The organism is Halomonas hibernica, from assembly GCF_013183775.1.
Classification (GTDB): domain Bacteria; phylum Pseudomonadota; class Gammaproteobacteria; order Pseudomonadales; family Halomonadaceae; genus Vreelandella; species Vreelandella citrativorans.
The window spans coordinates 91,545-108,883 of sequence record NZ_VIFN01000009.1 but is presented as its reverse complement, the minus strand read 5'-3'; the positions used below and the strand labels follow the sequence as shown (position 1 = coordinate 108,883).

Below are 17,339 nucleotides of genomic sequence, written 5' to 3'. Positions count from 1 at the left end.
ACGCAACGAGGCGTAACCGAATCCTGTAGAACGCAGCGCACTCGCCAGGCGGGTACCGTAATAGCCTTATGACCAGCGCTCGGCATCTTGCCAATCGGTAGCGCGCTCTTTCACCCAATACTCACCCTTGGTGGAATGCTCCTTTTTCCAGAACGGCGCTTGGGTTTTTAAAAAATCCATAATAAAGTCACACGCTTCAAATGCTTCGCGCCGGTGAGCGCTCGCCACCAGCACCCTAACGATGGGATCCCCCGGCGCCAGGTAGCCCACCCGATGAACAATATAAACCGCTTGAAGCGCCCAGCGCTGCCACGCCTGTTCGCCTATCTGCTCCAGCGTACGCTCTGTCATGCCGGGGTAATGTTCCAGGGTAAGCCCGGTGACATCAGGCGACTCGTTAAAGTCCCGAACCAACCCTGTAAAACTGACAACCGCGCCAATATCGGTTCGCTGGGCGAGCGTCGACGCATAGCCATCGCCTAATGAAAAAGGCGCTGACTGGACTCGGACCTGGATATTCATCGTTTAGCCCCCTGTCACGGGTGGAAAAAAGGCGACTTCATCCTCGTCAGTAATCCGTGCGCTATCGTTGGCCATCACCTGGTTAATCGCACACAGCGTCCGCTGGTCGGTGAGCACGCTAAATCGCGTATCACGCTGGCTCAGCGCAGCCTTCAAACCCGCAATATCACGGCTCGGCACCTGGTCCAGATCAAGCACCGTATCACTCACACCGACACGTTCACGCAGCTCGGCTAAAAACTTCACCCGAACACAGGGCGAGGCGCAGCGTTCGCCTAATGTCACTTCGCCTGCCGTCCCCTCCCCCGTCACAATAGGGGCTTGCGGGCGAGCACTGCGCTGATAATCGCCACGTACGCCACCGCGTTTGCTTTCAAGCTGAACAGCGTCGATACACATATCCTTATCGACGGCTTTACACATATCGTAGAGCGTTAAACACGCGACCGACACCGCGGTAAGCGCCTCCATCTCAACACCCGTACGCCCATTTAATCGACACAGTGCCGTCACGTGGACACAGCCCTGCGCAGGGTCGATATCAAATTCAATGGAGACTTTGGAAAGCGCCAACGAATGACATAAGGGAATCAATTCATGGGTACGCTTCGCGGCCTGAATACCGGCAATACGGGCCGTTGCAATGACATCGCCCTTGGGTAACTCGCCATCACTTAGCAGCTTCAGCGTTTCTGGCTGCATTAAAATCCGCCCCGAGGCGACGGCCTCACGACGTGTTTCGTGCTTATCACCCACATCGACCATATTAGCTTCACCACGCGTATTGAGGTGGGTTAGCTGCATGTTTATCACCTATGTTTTAAAAATGTGCCATTGGGTTGAGTGCTAGCCCACGTACGCACCCAGTGAGTAATTGCATCGATATCATTAAGGTTTAGCGGGGTAATCCGGGGGTCAAGCTCAACCGGTGGTTGATCATCAAGCGCCACCGCCTGAATCGTCGCATCATGAAGAATAGACGGCTCTCCAATTCCCTTACGATACAGTACGAGCTTGGGAATGGGCCATGCTTTGAATCCTTCGACAATCACAAGGTCTGGCTCATGGTAAGCCATCATCGCCAGCAACGCTGCCAGGTCTGGCTCATCCTGACCCGGCGTTTCCTGCATTAGCGCAAAGCGTTCCCGTGAGGCGACCAGCATCGGTGCCGCCCCGGCGCTACGCAGCTCATAGCTATCTTTACCGGGTTTATCCACTTCAAAACTGTGATGGGCATGCTTTATGACAGCTACCTTTAGCCCTGCCTGGCGCAACCGTGGCAGCAACTGCGTTAGTAGCGTCGTTTTTCCCGTTCCACTCCAAGCGACAACGCCGAGTACGGGAAATGCAGTGGCTACATTACTTACCATATACATGTCTCCTTCCCTGGTAATGAATCCTGATAAGGACGAGGGAGCTGTTACTCCCCTTCGCGCTCACGAGGCAATAGCCAATTCAGTACGATACCTACGAGAGCCGCCAAGCTTACGCCCTGCAGGGTAAATTGGCCTCCCCCAAATTGCATGCCGCCAATACCAAACACTAAAATCAACGACACCACCACCAGATTGCGTGGCGCAGTTAGCGACTGACCCGCACGTACTAGCGTATTCATTCCGACGACAGCAATCGAGCCAAACAGCAGCGTCATAATGCCGCCCATTACCGGACCTGGAATCGTTTGCAACAGTGCACCCAGCTTGGAAATAAAGGCCAGCAGAATGGCGATAATCGCCGCGACAATCATATAAACAGGGTTAAACGCCCGCGTCAGTGTTACGGCACCGGTTACTTCGGAATACGTCGTGTTGGGTGGGCCGCCAAACAGTGCCGCCGCCATAGTCGCCAAACCATCGCCCAGCAATGTACGGTGCAGGCCCGGTTTTTCGAGATAATTTTTACGCGTTACCGAACCAATCGCTACCATATCTCCGATATGCTCAACCGCAGGCGCAATGGCCACAGGAATCATGAATAAAATAGCCGCCCAATGAAAGCTAGGCGCCGTAAAACTGGGTATTCCAAGCCAGGCCGCTTCATGTACCGGTGTAAAATCGACAACCCCCATCACCAGGGAGAGTGCATAACCGGTAACAATACCCCCCATAATGGGAATCAAGCGCAGCAGGCCACGCCCAAATACCGCTAATACCAGCGTCACCAGCAGGCTGGCCATGGATAAAAAGATCGCTTGACCATAGCTGATATTGTCGCTGGTTTCCCCGGTTGCCATGCTAACGGCCACCGGCGCTAACGCCAGGCCAATCACCATGATGACCGGGCCAACCACCACCGCCGGTAATAAACGATTTAGCCAACCGATACCGCGTACGCGTATGATCTGGGAAATAATGACATACACAAGACCGGCTACCATTAAACCGCCAAGCGTCGCGGAAACACCGAAACTGGCAATAGACCCCTGGATAGGCGCGATAAACGCAAACGAGGACGCCAAAAATACCGGCACCGACTGCTTAGTAACCGCATGAAATATTAACGTTCCCGCACCGGCAGTAAAAAGTGCAACACTTGGATCCAGGCCCGTTAACAGTGGAACCAGTACCAACGCGCCAAATGCGACAAACAGCATTTGTGCTCCGGTCAGCAGTACCTTCGGCCAAGACTCGGACCGGCTGCCAGCATTACTCATCACTCAACTCCCAGGAATCAATTTATATCGAAAAGGCAAAAAAATGCCCCCAACGCAAAGCGTAAGGGGCACCGTTAGGCAAAACGCTTAACGCGTTCCAAATATCTTATCGCCGGCATCTCCCAATCCCGGCACGATATAACTATTCTCATCGAGCCGATCGTCTACCGAGGCCGTATAAATTTCCACGTCTGGGTAAGCATCCTGCACACGCTTGATGCCTTCGGGAGCAGCGACAAGAACAATGATCTTCATATGCTCACAGCCCCGCTCACGCAGCATGTCCAGTGTGGCGATCATGGAACCACCGGTTGCCAACATCGGGTCAATCACCAACGCCATGCGCTCTTCAATATCGTTGGCGAATTTCGCAAAATACGGCACAGGCTGCAGCGTTTCTTCATCGCGATAAAGGCCGACAACGCTGACGCGCGCGCTGGGAATCAAATCCGTAACGCCTTCCAGCATGCCTAAACCAGCCCGCAGAATGGGCACAACCGTTACTTTTTTACCTTTAAGTCGGCGTGTGGCGATAGGCTCGCCGTTCCAACCTTGAATTTCGTGATCCTCAAGCTCCAGGCCTTTCGTGGCCTCGTAAGTCAAGAGCTTGGCCACTTCACCTGCCAGTTCACGAAAGCTCTTGGTGCTCAAATCAACTTCGCGCATCAGTCCCAGCTTATGTTGAACAAGCGGATGGTTAATGGCGTAGACACTCATGGGGCTTCCTCACTGCAGTGTGATATCAGGATAACGACTCAGGCCGCATCTTCAGGCATACAAAATTGCGCGCATTCTACCTGCATCTGTCCATCAGGTTAAGCGCTTTCGGGCAGTTGCCATTCAACGGGCGAACGTCCTTGCCCCAGCAGGAACTGGTTCGCTTGAGAAAACTGGTGATTGCCAAAAAAGCCCCGATGGGCAGACAGCGGCGAAGGATGGGGCGATTCCAGCACTAAATGGCGCCGCTGATCAATCAGCGCTTTTTTCTGGCGCGCATGACTACCCCATAACAAAAACACGCACGGCGGAGCATGCTGGCTTACCGTTTCGATTGCTCGATCGGTAAACGGCTCCCAACCTTTGCCGCGATGCGACGCGGCATTGCCTTGCTCAACGGTTAACGCCGTGTTTAACAGCAAAACGCCTTGTTTGGCCCAGCTAACCAGGCTGCCATGCGGCACCGGTTTAACGCCCACATCGTTTGCCAGTTCTTTATAAATATTGGCAAGCGACGGGGGAATTTTCACCCCCGGCTGCACAGAAAAGCTTAACCCATGCGCTTGACGGGGGCCGTGGTACGGGTCCTGACCTAGAATAACGACTTTCACCTCTTCCAATGGCGTCAGTTCAAACGCACGAAACCAATCAGAAGAGTGAGGGTAAATAACCTTTTTAGCCGCTTTTTCCTGAGCCAAGAACTGTTTCAACGCCTTCATATAGTCGGCTTGAAATTCATCACCGAGCCACCGGCCCCAGCCGTTCGTTAATGGATTAGTCATAAGTCCTTTTAACTTGATCAACGAGAGGCTCAACATAGGCAACTCCCATATCCCAAGGGAATTGAATCCAGCACTGCTGAGCCACTTCAGTGAGATATTGGTCAACCAAAGGGCGCCCTTCTGGCTTGGCATAGATAGTGACAAAATGCGCTTTAGGCATCATTTCACGTACCGCACGCGCGGTTTTACCGGTATCCACCAGATCATCGACCAACAGCCAACCTTCGCCATCATGGTCAACGCCCTTCATGATATTCAGACCGCCCTGATCCATATGGTCATAGCTTTTAATACAGATCGTATCAATCAGGCGCACGTTAAGCTCACGTGCAATAAGTGCCGCCGGGATTAACCCGCCACGGGTAATCGCCACAATACCCTTGAAGTCCCGCTCCATCATTTGGTGGCAAAGCTGACGCACATCTCGGTGCAGCTGGTCCCAGGAAATAGTGAAGTGTTGGTGATAGCGTTCGCTGCTCATGAGAGGCGTTACTCGTCTTCGTTGAAAGAACATACCGCGAATACGCTGAAGCCAGCATCGCGAATTTTCTGAGAACCGCCCAACTCGGGTAGGTCAATAATAGTGGCGGTTTCTACGACATGCCCGCCAGAACGCTGAATAAGGTTGGCGGCGGCCAACATGGTGCCACCGGTGGCAATCAGGTCATCCATCAGCAGGATCCGGTCACCTTCCTGAAAAGCGTCAGAATGTAGTTCTACTTCCGAATGACCGTATTCCAGCTTGTAGGTTTCACTGATCGTTTTAAAAGGCAGTTTGCCTTTTTTGCGCACCGGTACAAAGCTACAACCTAGCTCATAGGCGAGCGGTGCACCGATAATGAAACCACGCGCATCAATCGCGGCGATGGCATCCAGGTTCATTTCCTGATAGCGATGCACGAAACTATCAATTAGTTTGCGAAACGCCGCACTGTTTTGTAATAACGGAGTGATATCACGAAAGTTCACCCCCTGCTCAGGCCAATCAGGAACGGTGCGAATAACCGACTTAATGTAGTCACCGTAGATGCTCATCGCGTCTCTCATAGATTAATAATAAATAGCCTGGATAATTAACCCAGGAATAGAAACTTCGCTGCAAACAGCAAGGCCAGAATCACGACAGCAGGATTCAGGTCGCTAAACCGGCCTGAAAGCGTTTTAATTCCTACAAAGCTAATAAAGCCCAAGGCAATACCGTCAGCAATTGAAAACGTCAGCGGCATTGCCAATGCTGCAATTAATACCGGAGCAGCATCGGTTGGGTCTTCCCAGTTCGCATGGGATAAACTGCCCGCCATGAGTACCGCAACGTACAGCAGCGCACCGGCAGTGGCATAAGCCGGGATAGAGCCTGCTAACGGCGCAAAGAAAAGACTGATTAAAAACAGTACACCGACCACGACGGCTGTTAGGCCTGTTCGCCCACCCGATGCAATACCCGCCGTTGATTCAATATAGCTCGTGGTGGTTGAGGTGCCGAGTGCCGCGCCTGCCATGGATGCTGTGCTATCGGCCATCATGGCGCGCCCGATACGAGGCAGTTTGCCATCCTTGTCGAGCAGGTTACCCCGATGAGCAACCCCTACCAGCGTGCCGGAGGTATCGAACAGATCAACAAACAGGAACGCAAAAATAACGCTGAGCATCGCCACATCAAGGGCGCCCACCAGATCCATCGCCATAAAGGTAGGCGCGATAGAGGGCGGCATCGACATCACACCGTTGTATGCATTATGCCCCAACAGCATCGAAATGAGAGTAATGCCCAGGATACCAATTAATACCGCGCCCTTGACCCGCAGGTACGCCAACGCCGTAATCACAAAAAAGCCCAGCAATGAATAAAGAGCCGCTGGCTGTGAAAGATCTCCCATCGCGACCAGAGTCGCCGGATTAGCCACCACAATACCTGCGTTTTTAAGCGCAATCATGGCCAGAAAAAGCCCTATCCCTGCCGCAATCCCTAAGCGTAGCGAGAGTGGTATCGAGTTGATAATCCACTCACGGACTTTAAAAACACTCAATACGAAGAATATCAAACCCGAGAAGAAGACCGCACCAAGCGCGGCTTCCCAGGTATATCCCATACCTAGCACCACGCCGTAAGTGAAGAAGGCGTTAAGCCCCATCCCCGGTGCTTGCGCAATGGGGTAATTAGCCCAAATGCCCATCACGAAGCAGCCAATCGCTGCCGCCACGCAAGTCGCGACAAAGACGGCACCGTAGTCCATACCCGCTTCCGACAGGATGCTAGGGTTTACGAAAATGATATAAGCCATCGTCAGGAACGTTGTGATCCCGGCGACCACCTCTGTTTTCACATTCGTATTTAGCTCAGTGAGCTTGAAATACTTATCCAGAAGTTTCATGTATGTTTTATCCTTCGCGCAAACGCAGTATGCGTCCCCTTGGAGCGAGAAAAGCCGCACATATTACCGAAAGCTCCCGCGCGATGCGAGTACCTAACGCACAGCCGGTTTAAGCGGAGCCACCTCCACTGACACTAACGCTAGCAATCTTCAGGCCATCAGCGAACCAACAGGTCAGCCAACCACCCGCTGCTTTCTTATAATCGTTTAGCCAGCACGCGCTCGACCGTTTCGACAATCACCTGCGTTTGCGGATCAATTTCAATATTGACCTTATCGCCAGGCAGACGCTCTTTGAGCATGGTGCGTGAGAGCGTTTCGGGTATCAGATTCACACTGAACTCAAAGCCGCCATCATCTGCCGCGCGCCGTACATCTCCGACCGTCAAACTGATGCCATCAACACCGATATACCCCTTTTCAAACACAAAGCGGCCAATCGTGTCGGGTAGAGAAAACCAAAGCCGACGGTTATTGGGAGCTTCTTCTATCGCGACGACGCTGGCCATACAGATAATATGGCCGGACATCGAATGCCCCCCAATCTCGTCGCCAAACCGTGCAGCACGCTCTATATTGACGCGCCCACCCGGTTCAAGTGCACCAAGATTAGTCAAGCGCAGGGTTTCTCGCATCAAATCAAAGCTAACGTTATCGCCTTCAATAGCAGTAACTGTTAAACACACGCCGTTATGGGCCACTGACGCACCAATTTCCAACCCCTCACGCATTTCGGGTGGCAATGCCACTACATGGGTTCGAAACGCGTCAAGTTCATGCACCTCTACTATACTTGCGGTGCCCTGTACGATGCCGGTAAACATAATCCACCCTTACTACGTCGCTGTGAAAACGCCTATTCAAACACGAAATCAACCCGGCGCAAGTTTATCCGTGAGAAGTTAACAATGCGCACACCGCAACCGGGAAAGTATGATGAGCAGCATGCGTGACGCTAATCAAATGCCTTGATGGACGCAAAGCAAAGTGCAGTACGCCTAAAAACGTTTAAAAACGCACGACTGCGCCTAATCAAGCGACCACACGCGTAAAGCAGCCGGTTTCAATTGACAAAGAGGAAGGGGCTGCTTAGACTTTCGGCCCATGTAATGGCGCCGATTTGTACCCATATTGCGGGCGCCCACCAAGCCACAGGTTTGGTGAAGTGCAGCTAAAAGGGTGTGTCCAGCGTTGATGGCCACCCGAAAGGGTGGCCTTTTTTTTATTCCTCGCCCTACGCTTGCTCCCTTGCACTCCGTCTTTGGCCTCCTATTAAGGCAGACGCTATGATTGAACTTAGCAACGTCAGTAAAACTTATGGCAGCGGCAATAACGCCGTTCACGCCTTGAAAGATGTTAATTTGCACGTACCTAGAGGCGCTATTCACGGCGTTATCGGCCTATCCGGCGCTGGAAAATCCACGCTAATCCGTTGCGTTAACTTACTTGAGCGGCCAACCAGTGGCAGCGTGACCGTGGATGGCCAAGAGATGACTCGCTTAAACGGCGGCGCCCTAAACCAGGCACGTCACCGCATTGGCATGATTTTCCAGCACTTCAACTTGCTTACTACGCGGAACGTGTTTGATAACGTTGCTCTGCCGCTTGAACTGATGGGTGAAAAACGTAGCGCCATTCAACACCGCGTACTTCCGCTACTGGAAATGGTCGGGCTGGCGGACAAAGCCAAACAGTATCCCGCGCAGCTCTCGGGTGGCCAAAAGCAGCGTGTTGCTATCGCCCGCGCTCTGGCCAGCCAACCCAATGTGCTGCTGTGTGATGAAGCAACATCGGCATTAGATCCACAAACTACCGGCTCTATTCTTGAGTTGCTGCGTGATATTAATCACCAGTTGGGTATCACTATTTTGTTGATTACCCATGAAATGGAAGTGGTTAAGTCAATTTGCCACCGCGTAAGCCTTATTTCCAACGGCACACTCGTGGAAGACGCAGAAGTCGGCGACTTTTTCACGGCCCCCAGCACTCAGCTTGGCCGCGAATTTTTGAACGATTTTCTCCAGCTTAGCCCCCCTAAAGAGCTGATCGAACGCTTAAGCGATACGCCAGGAGAGGCCACTCACCCCGTCGTACGCCTAACGTTTTCTGGCGATGCCGTCTCCACACCGCTTATCTCCCGCCTGGCCCGCGAGTGCAATGTGGATGTCAGCATTTTACAGGCCAAAGTCGAGTCCATTCAGGACCGCACCTTAGGGCTTATGATTGCAGAACTGCTTGGCACGACAGAGCAGACGCAACAGGCAATGGATTATCTTCAGTCTCACCAGTTAGAAGTCGAGGTACTTGGTTATGTCCAGCGCAATGTTTGACCTTATTTTACAGGCCACGCTGGATACGCTGTATATGGTGGCCATCTCTGGCGTCATTTCGACACTGCTCGGCCTACCATTAGGCGTATTGTTGTACGCGACACGGCCAAGGCAAATTCTAGCCCAGCCAGTGCTTAATCAGGTATTGAGCATTATTACTAATATTGGCCGCTCGATTCCTTTCATTATTTTGATGGTAGCCATCATCCCGTTCACACGTATGCTGGTAGGCACGTCGATAGGCATCAACGCCGCATCAGTTCCCCTAACCATTGCGGCCATCCCTTTTGTGGCGCGTCTGATAGAGGGCGCACTCAATGAGGTGTCGCCTGGCCTGGTAGAATCTGCTCAGTCCATGGGCGCAACCCCGTGGCAGATTATTCGCAAGGTACTTGTACCAGAGGCGCGAGGCGGCATCATTACAGGCTTAACCATTACGCTGGTAACGCTAGTCAGTTACTCCGCGATGGCGGGTGCGGTAGGTGGTGGCGGCTTGGGGGACCTGGGCATCCGTTATGGATACAACCGTTTTAACCCCACTATTATGCTGATTACCGTGATTATTTTGGTGGTCATGGTGCAAGGCTTTCAAAGCCTGGGCGACTATCTGGTGCGCAAAAGTGATCGTAAATAGTGATCGCAATTGGCCATGCCTGCTTATAACAAAAAAACATTAGAATTATTTTTCTTATTCCAATACTATTAAAAAATGACGATACAACGTATTAGGAGACTTATCATGCAAAAACTAATAATTGGTAGCCTGACAGCCTTGGCACTGGCCGTTAACGTTGCAAACGCAGAAACCCGCACGCTGAAAATGGGTACCGTTGCCGGCCCCGAAACTGAAGTAATGGAAGTGGCGGCGCGGATTGCCAAAGAAGAGTACGACCTTAATGTCGAAATTATCGAATTTACCGACTACGTAACGCCCAACGTTGCACTGGCCGACGGTAGCCTTGATGCCAACGCCTACCAGCACGCTCCTTACTTGAATGCCATGGTTAGCGATCGCGGCTATGACCTTGCCGTTGCAGGCTATACCTTTGTTTATCCGATCGGTGCTTATTCAGAAAAATTCGATAGCATTGAAGATCTGCCCGACGGCGCGCAGATTGCACTGCCCAACGACCCTTCCAATGAAGGTCGTGCGTTGATTTTGATGCATAACGAAGGCCTGATCACACTAAACGACCCGGAGTATCTGGAAGCCACGCCGATCGATATCGCCGAGAATCCGCGCAACTTCCGCTTCCGTGAAATTGAAGCTGCCCAGTTGCCCCGTGTATTGCGCGATGTCGACATGGCGTTTATCAACAACACGTTCGCCCAGCCAGCTGGCTTGAAGCTTGACGATGCCCTGATCAAAGAAGGGCCTGAGTCTCCCTACGTGAACCTTATTGCCGTACGCGGCGGTGATGAAGAGCGTGAAGATATTCGCCAACTAGTGGATGCCTATCAGCGCGACGAAGTAGCAGCCAAAGCAGAAGAGCTGTTTAAAGGCGCTGCCGTGCCGGGCTGGACTGAATAACCCCTTCAGCAAGCACCTCATCAGGCCGGCCTTAGCGTCGGCCTGATGCGTTTATGATGAGATAATGATGCCAACCATTAATTACGCGCTACTCAACCGCCAGCTCGAAGCCCTGCTTGATACACGCGACTGGCTTACCAACAGCGCTCAAATGTGCGCGTTTATTCAGCAGGAAGTACCTGACCTAAACTGGGTGGGGTTTTATCTTCAGCGTCAACCCGAGACCCTAGGGTTAGGGCCTTTTCAGGGCAAGCCCGCCTGCCACCCCATCCCTTTTAGCAAAGGCGTATGCGGAGCCGCAGCGCGCCAGCAGCAGACACAGCGGGTCGATGATGTACACGCCGTCGCAGACCATATTGCCTGCGATGCCGACTCACGTTCCGAGCTGGTCATTCCCATCGTGATAGAAGGCTTTCTATGGGGCGTTCTAGACCTGGACAGCCCACTACCTGCGCGCTTTACCGCAGACGATCAGGCAGGAATCGAAGCGCTAATAGCGACTTTTCAGCGCCAAACAGATCTACCGACCCGCTAGTGGTAAGCATGTAGATGAATGGTGCAGTAAGCGCGAAAAATAACGTCGCTCATGGATAGCTCAGAGCGGCGGCGCGCTTTTCTTAGCGTTTGATTGAATATTTCTTCTGCCTTATAGCGGCTCAACCCTAGCTCTTGAGCCGTATGAAAATATTCATCAAGCTCCACACTCTCACGATTATCGCTCACTAGCGGCGGTTTATTTGCAGATTTACGGCCTAACTTTAAGCCACCAAAAACTGAGGCCCAACGGGGCAATAAATTAAGATACATATCTTCATCCTTGAATCATGTTCATGGAGAGAGTTGTTCATCACAGCGCGAATTCCCGCATAGCGCCACGCCGATAGCTATACACATATTGTACTTTATGAAGCATGACGTTATCGTGACAGATACCATCTCACGCAAAAAGACACAGCGTACCAACCTCCTGATCACTGGGCGTTACACCCGACAAGGTAAGCTGTGTCTGAATAGCAATGCTGCGCGCAATAAACGTGCACGGCATGAGAACGACGCCAAACAAAAAAACCCCGTGCTTTAAAAAGCACGGGGCTAACAATTTGGTAGGACCAGGCGGATTTGAACCGCCGACCTCCACGATGTCAACGTGGCGCTCTAACCAACTGAGCTATGGTCCTAAATAGAAAAGGTTGCGATGATGGTAGGACCAGGCGGATTTGAACCGCCGACCTCCACGATGTCAACGTGGCGCTCTAACCAACTGAGCTATGGTCCTGTCGTGCAACGGATGCGTATTCTACTTATTTATCACTGCATTGCAAGCTAATTTTTTCTTTCTGAACAACCCACTCACGCCCATCTCGCTATAAAATCGCTACGTAAGTGAGTATTTAAATTTTCAGCGTTTTAAACCGTCCACCCCTCTTTCTAAAGCAGGAAACCAATAATGCTCGCCCCTCTCCTTACCCCCCTCCTTGCGTGCATAGCGTTAATACCTCTGCTTGCAACACTGATTGCACGTATCCCTCTTCGCTGGTGGTGGGTCCGCTGCTTTGAATTCCCTCGCGTTCAAATAGCAACTCTGTCGCTGCTTTGTGGGGTATCCGCTCTCGTCTTTCTATCGCCTGGCAATTGGCGTACCGCGACTTGGATTATCGTTCTCATCACCGTCGCTTTACAAAGCCAATATATCTTGCCTTGGACTCGGCTATGGTCAGTGGACGTTAAAAACGCATCCAAACAGTCTTCCAGCAAACAGCACATTACGCTTTTAATTGCCAATGTGCTGACGCCTAATCGGCACACGGAAGGATTATTGGGGATGATCCAGCAACACCAGCCGGATATCATTTTAACCCTTGAGTCAGATCAGTGGTGGCAGGATAAGCTCGACCCCGAGTTAGCAGAACGCTGGAAATATAACGTTAAAGTGCCTTTAGATAACTTGTACGGCATGCATCTTTATTCGCGCTTGCCGCTGAAAGACACCTCCGTTAAATGGCTAATTCAGGAGGACATTCCTTCCATTCACACCCAAGTGCAGCTTGAAAGCGGCGATTATATTCGCCTATATGCCGTCCACCCTCGCCCACCTGCGCCATCAGAAAGCGAAAAGTCGTTATGGCGTGATGCCGAGCTTTTATGGGTGGGCCAAGAGGTGCACCAAACGCCCCAGCCCACCCTGGTCGCCGGCGATCTGAATGACGTCGCCTGGTCACGCACCACTCGACTATTTTGCAGGGTTAGCGGCATGCTTGACCCCAGGCGCGGACGGGGCATGTTTAGTACCTTCCACGCCAAGAACCCCTTATTACGCTGGCCTCTTGATCACATTTTTGTAACCAACCACTTCACCCTGGTCAACATGCAGCGCCTTGATGCCTTTGGGTCTGACCACTTTCCTATTCTCGCCACCCTATGCTATCAGCCCTCTCGCCAAAATGAGCAGGAGCGACCCGAAGCAGACAGCGAAGAGCATCAACAAGCCAGCGAAACGATTCAAAAAGGCAAAACCGAGAAGCAACTAACCTGATCGACGGGTTACTCCGGAACGCCTCCCTGGGTCAATACGCTTGGATCCAAAAGGCGTTCCAGCGTTTTACGGTCCAGATCCGTCTCTTCCTCAGCAACATCAATGATAGGCCTACCTGCCTGGTAGGCTTTTTTAGCCACTGCCGCCGCGGCATTATAGCCAATCACGCCATTAAGCGCGGTCACCAGAATTGGATTTCGAGCCAAGGGGACTTGCAAGTTATCTTCTCGCACCTTGAACGTTGCAATTGCTCTATCCGCCAGTAGCCGTGACGTATTACTCATTAGCGTAATCGCCGTGAGCAAATTCGTTGCCACCAGTGGCAGCATGACGTTCAACTGAAAATTACCGCTCTGGCCTGCCACGGTAATGGCGGCATCCAACCCAATCACCTGGGCTGACGCCTGCGCTGCCGACTCAGGAATCACAGGATTAACTTTGCCCGGCATGATGGAACTACCCGGCTGAAGCGCCTCAAGCTCAATTTCGCCGAGCCCAGCCAAGGGGCCTGAGTTCATCCAGCGTAAGTCGTTGGCAATCTTCATAATGACGCACGCGAGGCCTTTTAACTGCCCGGATAGTTCAACGGCGGCATCCTGAGATGAAAGACTGGCAAAAAAACTATCGTTGGGTGCAAAATTAAGCCCGGTTTGCTCGCTTAGCTCTTTGGCTACCTGCTCAGCGAATCCCTCAGGTGCATTAATACCCGTACCAACCGCTGTCCCACCCTGCGCCAAGCGGCATAGCCTGCTCATCGCGCTGTCGAATCGCTCAATAGCCTGCCCTAATTGACTCGACCAGGCCCCGAGTTCCTGGTCCATACGTAACGGCATCGCATCCATTAAATGGGTGCGTCCCGTTTTGACAACATCTTTTAGCTCCTCGGCACGCTGATCAATACAGGTCTTTAAATGCTCAAGTGCTGGCTTGAGAGACTCATTAACCGCAATCGCTGCTGACACATGTATGGCGGTTGGGATGACGTCATTACTTGATTGCCCCATATTCACGTGATCATTAGGCGTCACATCGACACCTTCACGACTTGCCAAGGTAGCCAATACTTCATTCACGTTCATATTGGTAGAAGTGCCCGAGCCCGTTTGAAAAATGTCGATCGGGAACTGGTCGTCGTGCTGCCCGTTAATCACAGCCTGTGCTGCGTTTTGAATAGCCTTGGCTCTAGCATCATCCAACAGGCCCAACTGCTGGTTAGCCCGCGCTGCAGCCAGCTTTATCCGCGCTACGGAATGGATAAACGCGGGGGGCATAGGGGTGTGAGACACCGGAAAATTATTAATGGCCCGCTGCGTTTGAGCGCCATAAAGCGCGGAAGAAGGCACTTCAAGCTCACCCATGCTATCGCGCTCGATACGAGTATCCATATGATTCTCTCCTTTGAGTGGTAATCAACCTTATCTACAAGCGATCACGTGGGCAAATCCCTTCTCAACCGCTGCCGTTATTCAAACTAGACGCTCCAACCGGCCAGGTAAACCGTCATGTCCCATCATGCTCACATTAAGCCTGCCTCTTTATATTGCAGCGCACAAAAACGACTGCTATGCTGCACTGCAGAAACGCTAAACTAATGACATTTTTATTGTTCAGGCAGGAGTTTCATAATGAATGCATTCAACACAAATGAAATGAACCAGCAGTTTGATAACGTCTTTATGGCCCCTGCACGCGCTTATGCTGCGCTAACGATTGATTATGCCGAAAAGATGCTGAACGCTCAGGTGGAAGCAAACCAGGCTTATGCTGAGACGGGTATTAATCAATTGCGCCAGCTAACCAGCGTTAAAGATCCGCAAGGATTGCGTAATTATATGGAAGGCCAACAGCAGGTTGTTAAGCAGCTAGCGGAACGCGTGAAAGGCGATGCCGATAAAGTGGTTTCGCTTCAGCAAGATTATTTCAAGAAAAGCCAAAAACTAACCAAAGAAAACGTGAAACAAGCACAGGCTGCTGCTGGCAAGATGCGTCAAACGACCTGATTTTTTTAAGTTCTGAACACTTAATCATTAGATGCCCGCTGATCCACTCAGCGGGCTTTTGCTTACCAGCCAAGTGCAGACTTAACAAACGGGATTGTCAGTTTACGCTTAGCCGACAAGGAAGCCTGATCCAGAGTTTCAATCGCCTTACATAAATCGCCTAATTCGCGAGGTCCGCGGTGCAAAATATAGCGCCCTACGTCATCGGGTAGCTGCATTCCCCTGACATTGGCGCGCAGCCTAAGCGCGGCCAAACGGCTTTCGTCATCCAAAGGGTGTAAATGAAACGTCACTCCCCAGGTAAGGCGTGAAGCAAGGTCCGGAAGCACAACCTCAAGCTGGCGCGGAGGTGTGTTAGAGGCGATAACAAGCTGTTTGCCAGCATCGCGCAAGCGATTAAACGCATGAAACAGGGCTTCTTCCCACCGTTTTCGGCCAACGACATACTCAAGATCATCAATCGCGACTAAATCCAATCGCTCTATATCTTCAAGCATCAGGGGCGGAAAATGCCCCAGGTCAGCTAACGGTAAATACAAGGCCCGCATATCCGCATCGGAAGCCGCATGGCAGGCGGCCTGAAGTAGGTGGCTTTTGCCGCTGCCTTGCGCACCCCATAAATAGATAAACGGCTCTGCATTCGGCTGAAATTGTTGTGTCAGATGTTCAACCAGTGGAGCATTCGCGCCTGAAGCGTAATAGTTATTGAAGGTTGCATCATCGCGCAACCCTACTCCTAACGGCAGCTGTGCCGGCACTCGGCTCATGGTGACTCCCTTTCGTCGTGACGCCCCAGCTCATTATGGTGATTTAAAGGCGTTAGCGAGCCTTGTTCTGCATTATAAAAGGTGCTGTGTTTATAACGATCATTAAGCTCTCTAAGCAGCACCATAAAAACAGCTGCAACGGGTAACGCTAACAGCACACCGGTAAACCCAAATAAATTTCCACCCGCCAGTACAGCAAAAATAACGGCGACAGGATGCAAACCAATTTTATCGCCCAATAGTTTGGGCTGCAGTATGACACTTTCTGCAGCTTGACCGATACTAAATACCACGATCACACCGAGCACCGCCCACCACGTACCGAATTGAAATAATGCAACAATTAAGGCGACGGCAATGCCAACAATAAACCCCAAAAAGGGTACGAAACTTACCAGGCCGGCAACAAACCCTATCAACAAACCAAAATTAAGCCCCATCACGGTAAGACCGGTCGCGTAAATAACGCCCAGGCACAACATCACCAAAAGCTGGCCGCGTAAAAAAGAGGACAGCACTTCATCGCAACGCCGCGCTAAGCGAAACGTATCATCAGCCCATTGCCTTGGCACCAGGCTTGCAAGATTGCGCAGCATCCGTTTCCAGTCGAGGAGCAAATAAAACGTCACGACAGGAATCAAAGCGATATAAGTAATCCATGTCATAAAGGCCATACCTGAGCGGCCAATTTGGCCTAGCGCTTGAGCCAAATACCCTCCCGCATCACGCCAGTTTTCCACCAATACTTCACGCACATTGATTAACTCGGCACGCAAATCGTAGCCCGTCCACTCCTGAACCTGTGGCGCCAGCACATTCTCAATCCACATGAACATGTCAGGCATCACTTCCCCTAGCTGCTTGATTTGTTGAATCACCAGCGGAATAAAAATCAATAGACTCGCCGTTAATACAATAAGCAGCACCAGAAACACCAGGCTCACGGCGAAAGGTCGCTTCATTCCCAGCCGCTGAAAGTAGTTAGTCAGCGGGTCAGCTAAATAGGCCAATACCATGCTGGCAATAAAGGGCATCAACACCGAATTAAGTACATACACCAGCCCAACGAAAATCGCGAGCAGGCCAACCCCTAACCATGAATTTCGCATTACATGACTCTCCTTCCTGGATC

20 protein-coding genes and 2 tRNA genes are annotated in these 17,339 nt (G+C 51.7%); 6 read left to right on the top strand and 16 right to left on the bottom strand.

The features are described from left to right. Nucleotides 1-66 precede the first annotated feature (66 nt). The 10 genes from moaE to FKN99_RS13845 form a co-directional block, all read right to left on the bottom strand. A complete protein-coding gene (gene moaE / locus FKN99_RS13890) occupies nucleotides 67-522 on the bottom strand; it encodes a molybdopterin synthase catalytic subunit MoaE (protein WP_172118440.1) in 456 nt (151 codons plus the stop codon). Between the two features lie 3 nt (nucleotides 523-525). Continuing rightward, complete coding sequence (gene moaC / locus FKN99_RS13885; RefSeq protein WP_172118439.1) at nucleotides 526-1,326, bottom strand: cyclic pyranopterin monophosphate synthase MoaC; 801 nt, start codon at nucleotides 1,324-1,326, stop codon at nucleotides 526-528. A gap of 5 nt (nucleotides 1,327-1,331) precedes the next feature. After that, a complete protein-coding gene (mobB, locus tag FKN99_RS13880) occupies nucleotides 1,332-1,892 on the bottom strand; it encodes a molybdopterin-guanine dinucleotide biosynthesis protein B (RefSeq protein WP_172118438.1) in 561 nt (186 codons plus the stop codon). A 50-nt stretch (nucleotides 1,893-1,942) separates the two neighbouring features. Beyond that, nucleotides 1,943-3,175 (bottom strand): uracil-xanthine permease family protein, encoded by a 1,233-nt coding sequence (locus FKN99_RS13875; protein ID WP_172118437.1) that lies wholly within the window; start codon nucleotides 3,173-3,175, stop codon nucleotides 1,943-1,945. An 87-nt stretch (nucleotides 3,176-3,262) separates the two neighbouring features. Beyond that, nucleotides 3,263-3,892, bottom strand: coding sequence for a uracil phosphoribosyltransferase (upp, locus tag FKN99_RS13870; protein ID WP_087107382.1), 630 nt, complete (start codon nucleotides 3,890-3,892; stop codon nucleotides 3,263-3,265). Nucleotides 3,893-3,990: 98 nt separating this feature from the next. Then, the gene (ung, locus tag FKN99_RS13865; RefSeq protein WP_172118436.1) at nucleotides 3,991-4,674 is read right to left on the bottom strand and encodes a uracil-DNA glycosylase; all 684 of its coding nucleotides are present in this window, start codon (nucleotides 4,672-4,674) and stop codon (nucleotides 3,991-3,993) included. Next, nucleotides 4,667-5,155 (bottom strand): xanthine phosphoribosyltransferase, encoded by a 489-nt coding sequence (gene gpt / locus FKN99_RS13860; protein ID WP_172118435.1) that lies wholly within the window; start codon nucleotides 5,153-5,155, stop codon nucleotides 4,667-4,669. The genes ung and gpt overlap by 8 nt, the downstream gene beginning before the upstream one ends. A gap of 8 nt (nucleotides 5,156-5,163) precedes the next feature. Further along, nucleotides 5,164-5,709 carry an adenine phosphoribosyltransferase gene (locus FKN99_RS13855; RefSeq protein WP_172118434.1) on the bottom strand — a complete coding sequence of 182 codons (546 nt, stop codon included), beginning with the start codon at nucleotides 5,707-5,709 and terminating at the stop codon, nucleotides 5,164-5,166. 38 nt (nucleotides 5,710-5,747) lie between these two features. Next, on the bottom strand, nucleotides 5,748-7,046 hold the full coding sequence (locus tag FKN99_RS13850; RefSeq protein WP_172118433.1) for an NCS2 family permease: 1,299 nt from the start codon (nucleotides 7,044-7,046) through the stop codon (nucleotides 5,748-5,750). 197 nt (nucleotides 7,047-7,243) lie between these two features. Beyond that, nucleotides 7,244-7,870, bottom strand: coding sequence for a riboflavin synthase subunit alpha (locus FKN99_RS13845; protein WP_172118432.1), 627 nt, complete (start codon nucleotides 7,868-7,870; stop codon nucleotides 7,244-7,246). Nucleotides 7,871-8,332: 462 nt separating this feature from the next. Here FKN99_RS13845 and FKN99_RS13840 point away from each other — a divergent pair, with 462 nt between their 5' ends. The 4 genes from FKN99_RS13840 to FKN99_RS13825 all read left to right on the top strand — a co-directional run bounded on the left by FKN99_RS13840 (nucleotide 8,333) and on the right by FKN99_RS13825 (nucleotide 11,442). Further along, nucleotides 8,333-9,376 (top strand): methionine ABC transporter ATP-binding protein, encoded by a 1,044-nt coding sequence (locus FKN99_RS13840; protein ID WP_172118431.1) that lies wholly within the window; start codon nucleotides 8,333-8,335, stop codon nucleotides 9,374-9,376. Next, nucleotides 9,357-10,010: a methionine ABC transporter permease gene (locus tag FKN99_RS13835; RefSeq protein ID WP_087107396.1), complete on the top strand. Its 654-nt coding sequence runs from the start codon at nucleotides 9,357-9,359 to the stop codon at nucleotides 10,008-10,010. The genes FKN99_RS13840 and FKN99_RS13835 overlap by 20 nt, the downstream gene beginning before the upstream one ends. A 105-nt stretch (nucleotides 10,011-10,115) precedes the next feature. Then, complete coding sequence (locus tag FKN99_RS13830; protein WP_172118430.1) at nucleotides 10,116-10,907, top strand: MetQ/NlpA family ABC transporter substrate-binding protein; 792 nt, start codon at nucleotides 10,116-10,118, stop codon at nucleotides 10,905-10,907. 67 nt (nucleotides 10,908-10,974) lie between these two features. Beyond that, nucleotides 10,975-11,442: a GAF domain-containing protein gene (locus FKN99_RS13825; RefSeq protein WP_172118429.1), complete on the top strand. Its 468-nt coding sequence runs from the start codon at nucleotides 10,975-10,977 to the stop codon at nucleotides 11,440-11,442. On the opposite strand, the gene FKN99_RS13820 is transcribed toward FKN99_RS13825, so the two are convergent. The 3 genes from FKN99_RS13820 to FKN99_RS13810 all read right to left on the bottom strand — a co-directional run bounded on the left by FKN99_RS13820 (nucleotide 11,439) and on the right by FKN99_RS13810 (nucleotide 12,183). Next, nucleotides 11,439-11,714, bottom strand: a complete 276-nt coding sequence (locus tag FKN99_RS13820; RefSeq protein ID WP_172118428.1) for a hypothetical protein — start codon at nucleotides 11,712-11,714, stop codon at nucleotides 11,439-11,441. The genes FKN99_RS13825 and FKN99_RS13820 overlap by 4 nt on opposite strands. A 294-nt stretch (nucleotides 11,715-12,008) precedes the next feature. Beyond that, nucleotides 12,009-12,085 (bottom strand) — tRNA-Val (locus tag FKN99_RS13815). 21 nt (nucleotides 12,086-12,106) lie between these two features. Continuing rightward, a tRNA-Val gene (locus tag FKN99_RS13810) sits at nucleotides 12,107-12,183 on the bottom strand. 171 nt (nucleotides 12,184-12,354) lie between these two features. On the opposite strand from FKN99_RS13810, the gene FKN99_RS13805 reads away from it, so the two are divergent. Then, the gene (locus FKN99_RS13805) at nucleotides 12,355-13,440 is read left to right on the top strand and encodes an endonuclease/exonuclease/phosphatase family protein (protein WP_172118427.1); all 1,086 of its coding nucleotides are present in this window, start codon (nucleotides 12,355-12,357) and stop codon (nucleotides 13,438-13,440) included. A gap of 8 nt (nucleotides 13,441-13,448) precedes the next feature. On the opposite strand, the gene FKN99_RS13800 is transcribed toward FKN99_RS13805, so the two are convergent. Continuing rightward, on the bottom strand, nucleotides 13,449-14,825 hold the full coding sequence (locus FKN99_RS13800; RefSeq protein WP_172118426.1) for a class II fumarate hydratase: 1,377 nt from the start codon (nucleotides 14,823-14,825) through the stop codon (nucleotides 13,449-13,451). 240 nt (nucleotides 14,826-15,065) lie between these two features. Here FKN99_RS13800 and FKN99_RS13795 point away from each other — a divergent pair, with 240 nt between their 5' ends. Further along, complete coding sequence (locus FKN99_RS13795; protein WP_172118425.1) at nucleotides 15,066-15,440, top strand: phasin family protein; 375 nt, start codon at nucleotides 15,066-15,068, stop codon at nucleotides 15,438-15,440. Nucleotides 15,441-15,502: 62 nt separating this feature from the next. Here FKN99_RS13795 and hda read toward each other — a convergent pair whose 3' ends face one another. Together hda and FKN99_RS13785 are read right to left on the bottom strand one after the other, a co-directional pair. After that, a complete protein-coding gene (gene hda / locus FKN99_RS13790) occupies nucleotides 15,503-16,207 on the bottom strand; it encodes a DnaA regulatory inactivator Hda (protein WP_172118424.1) in 705 nt (234 codons plus the stop codon). Beyond that, the gene (locus FKN99_RS13785; protein WP_172118423.1) at nucleotides 16,204-17,316 is read right to left on the bottom strand and encodes an AI-2E family transporter; all 1,113 of its coding nucleotides are present in this window, start codon (nucleotides 17,314-17,316) and stop codon (nucleotides 16,204-16,206) included. The genes hda and FKN99_RS13785 overlap by 4 nt, the downstream gene beginning before the upstream one ends. Between the last annotated feature and the right edge of the window lie 23 nt (nucleotides 17,317-17,339).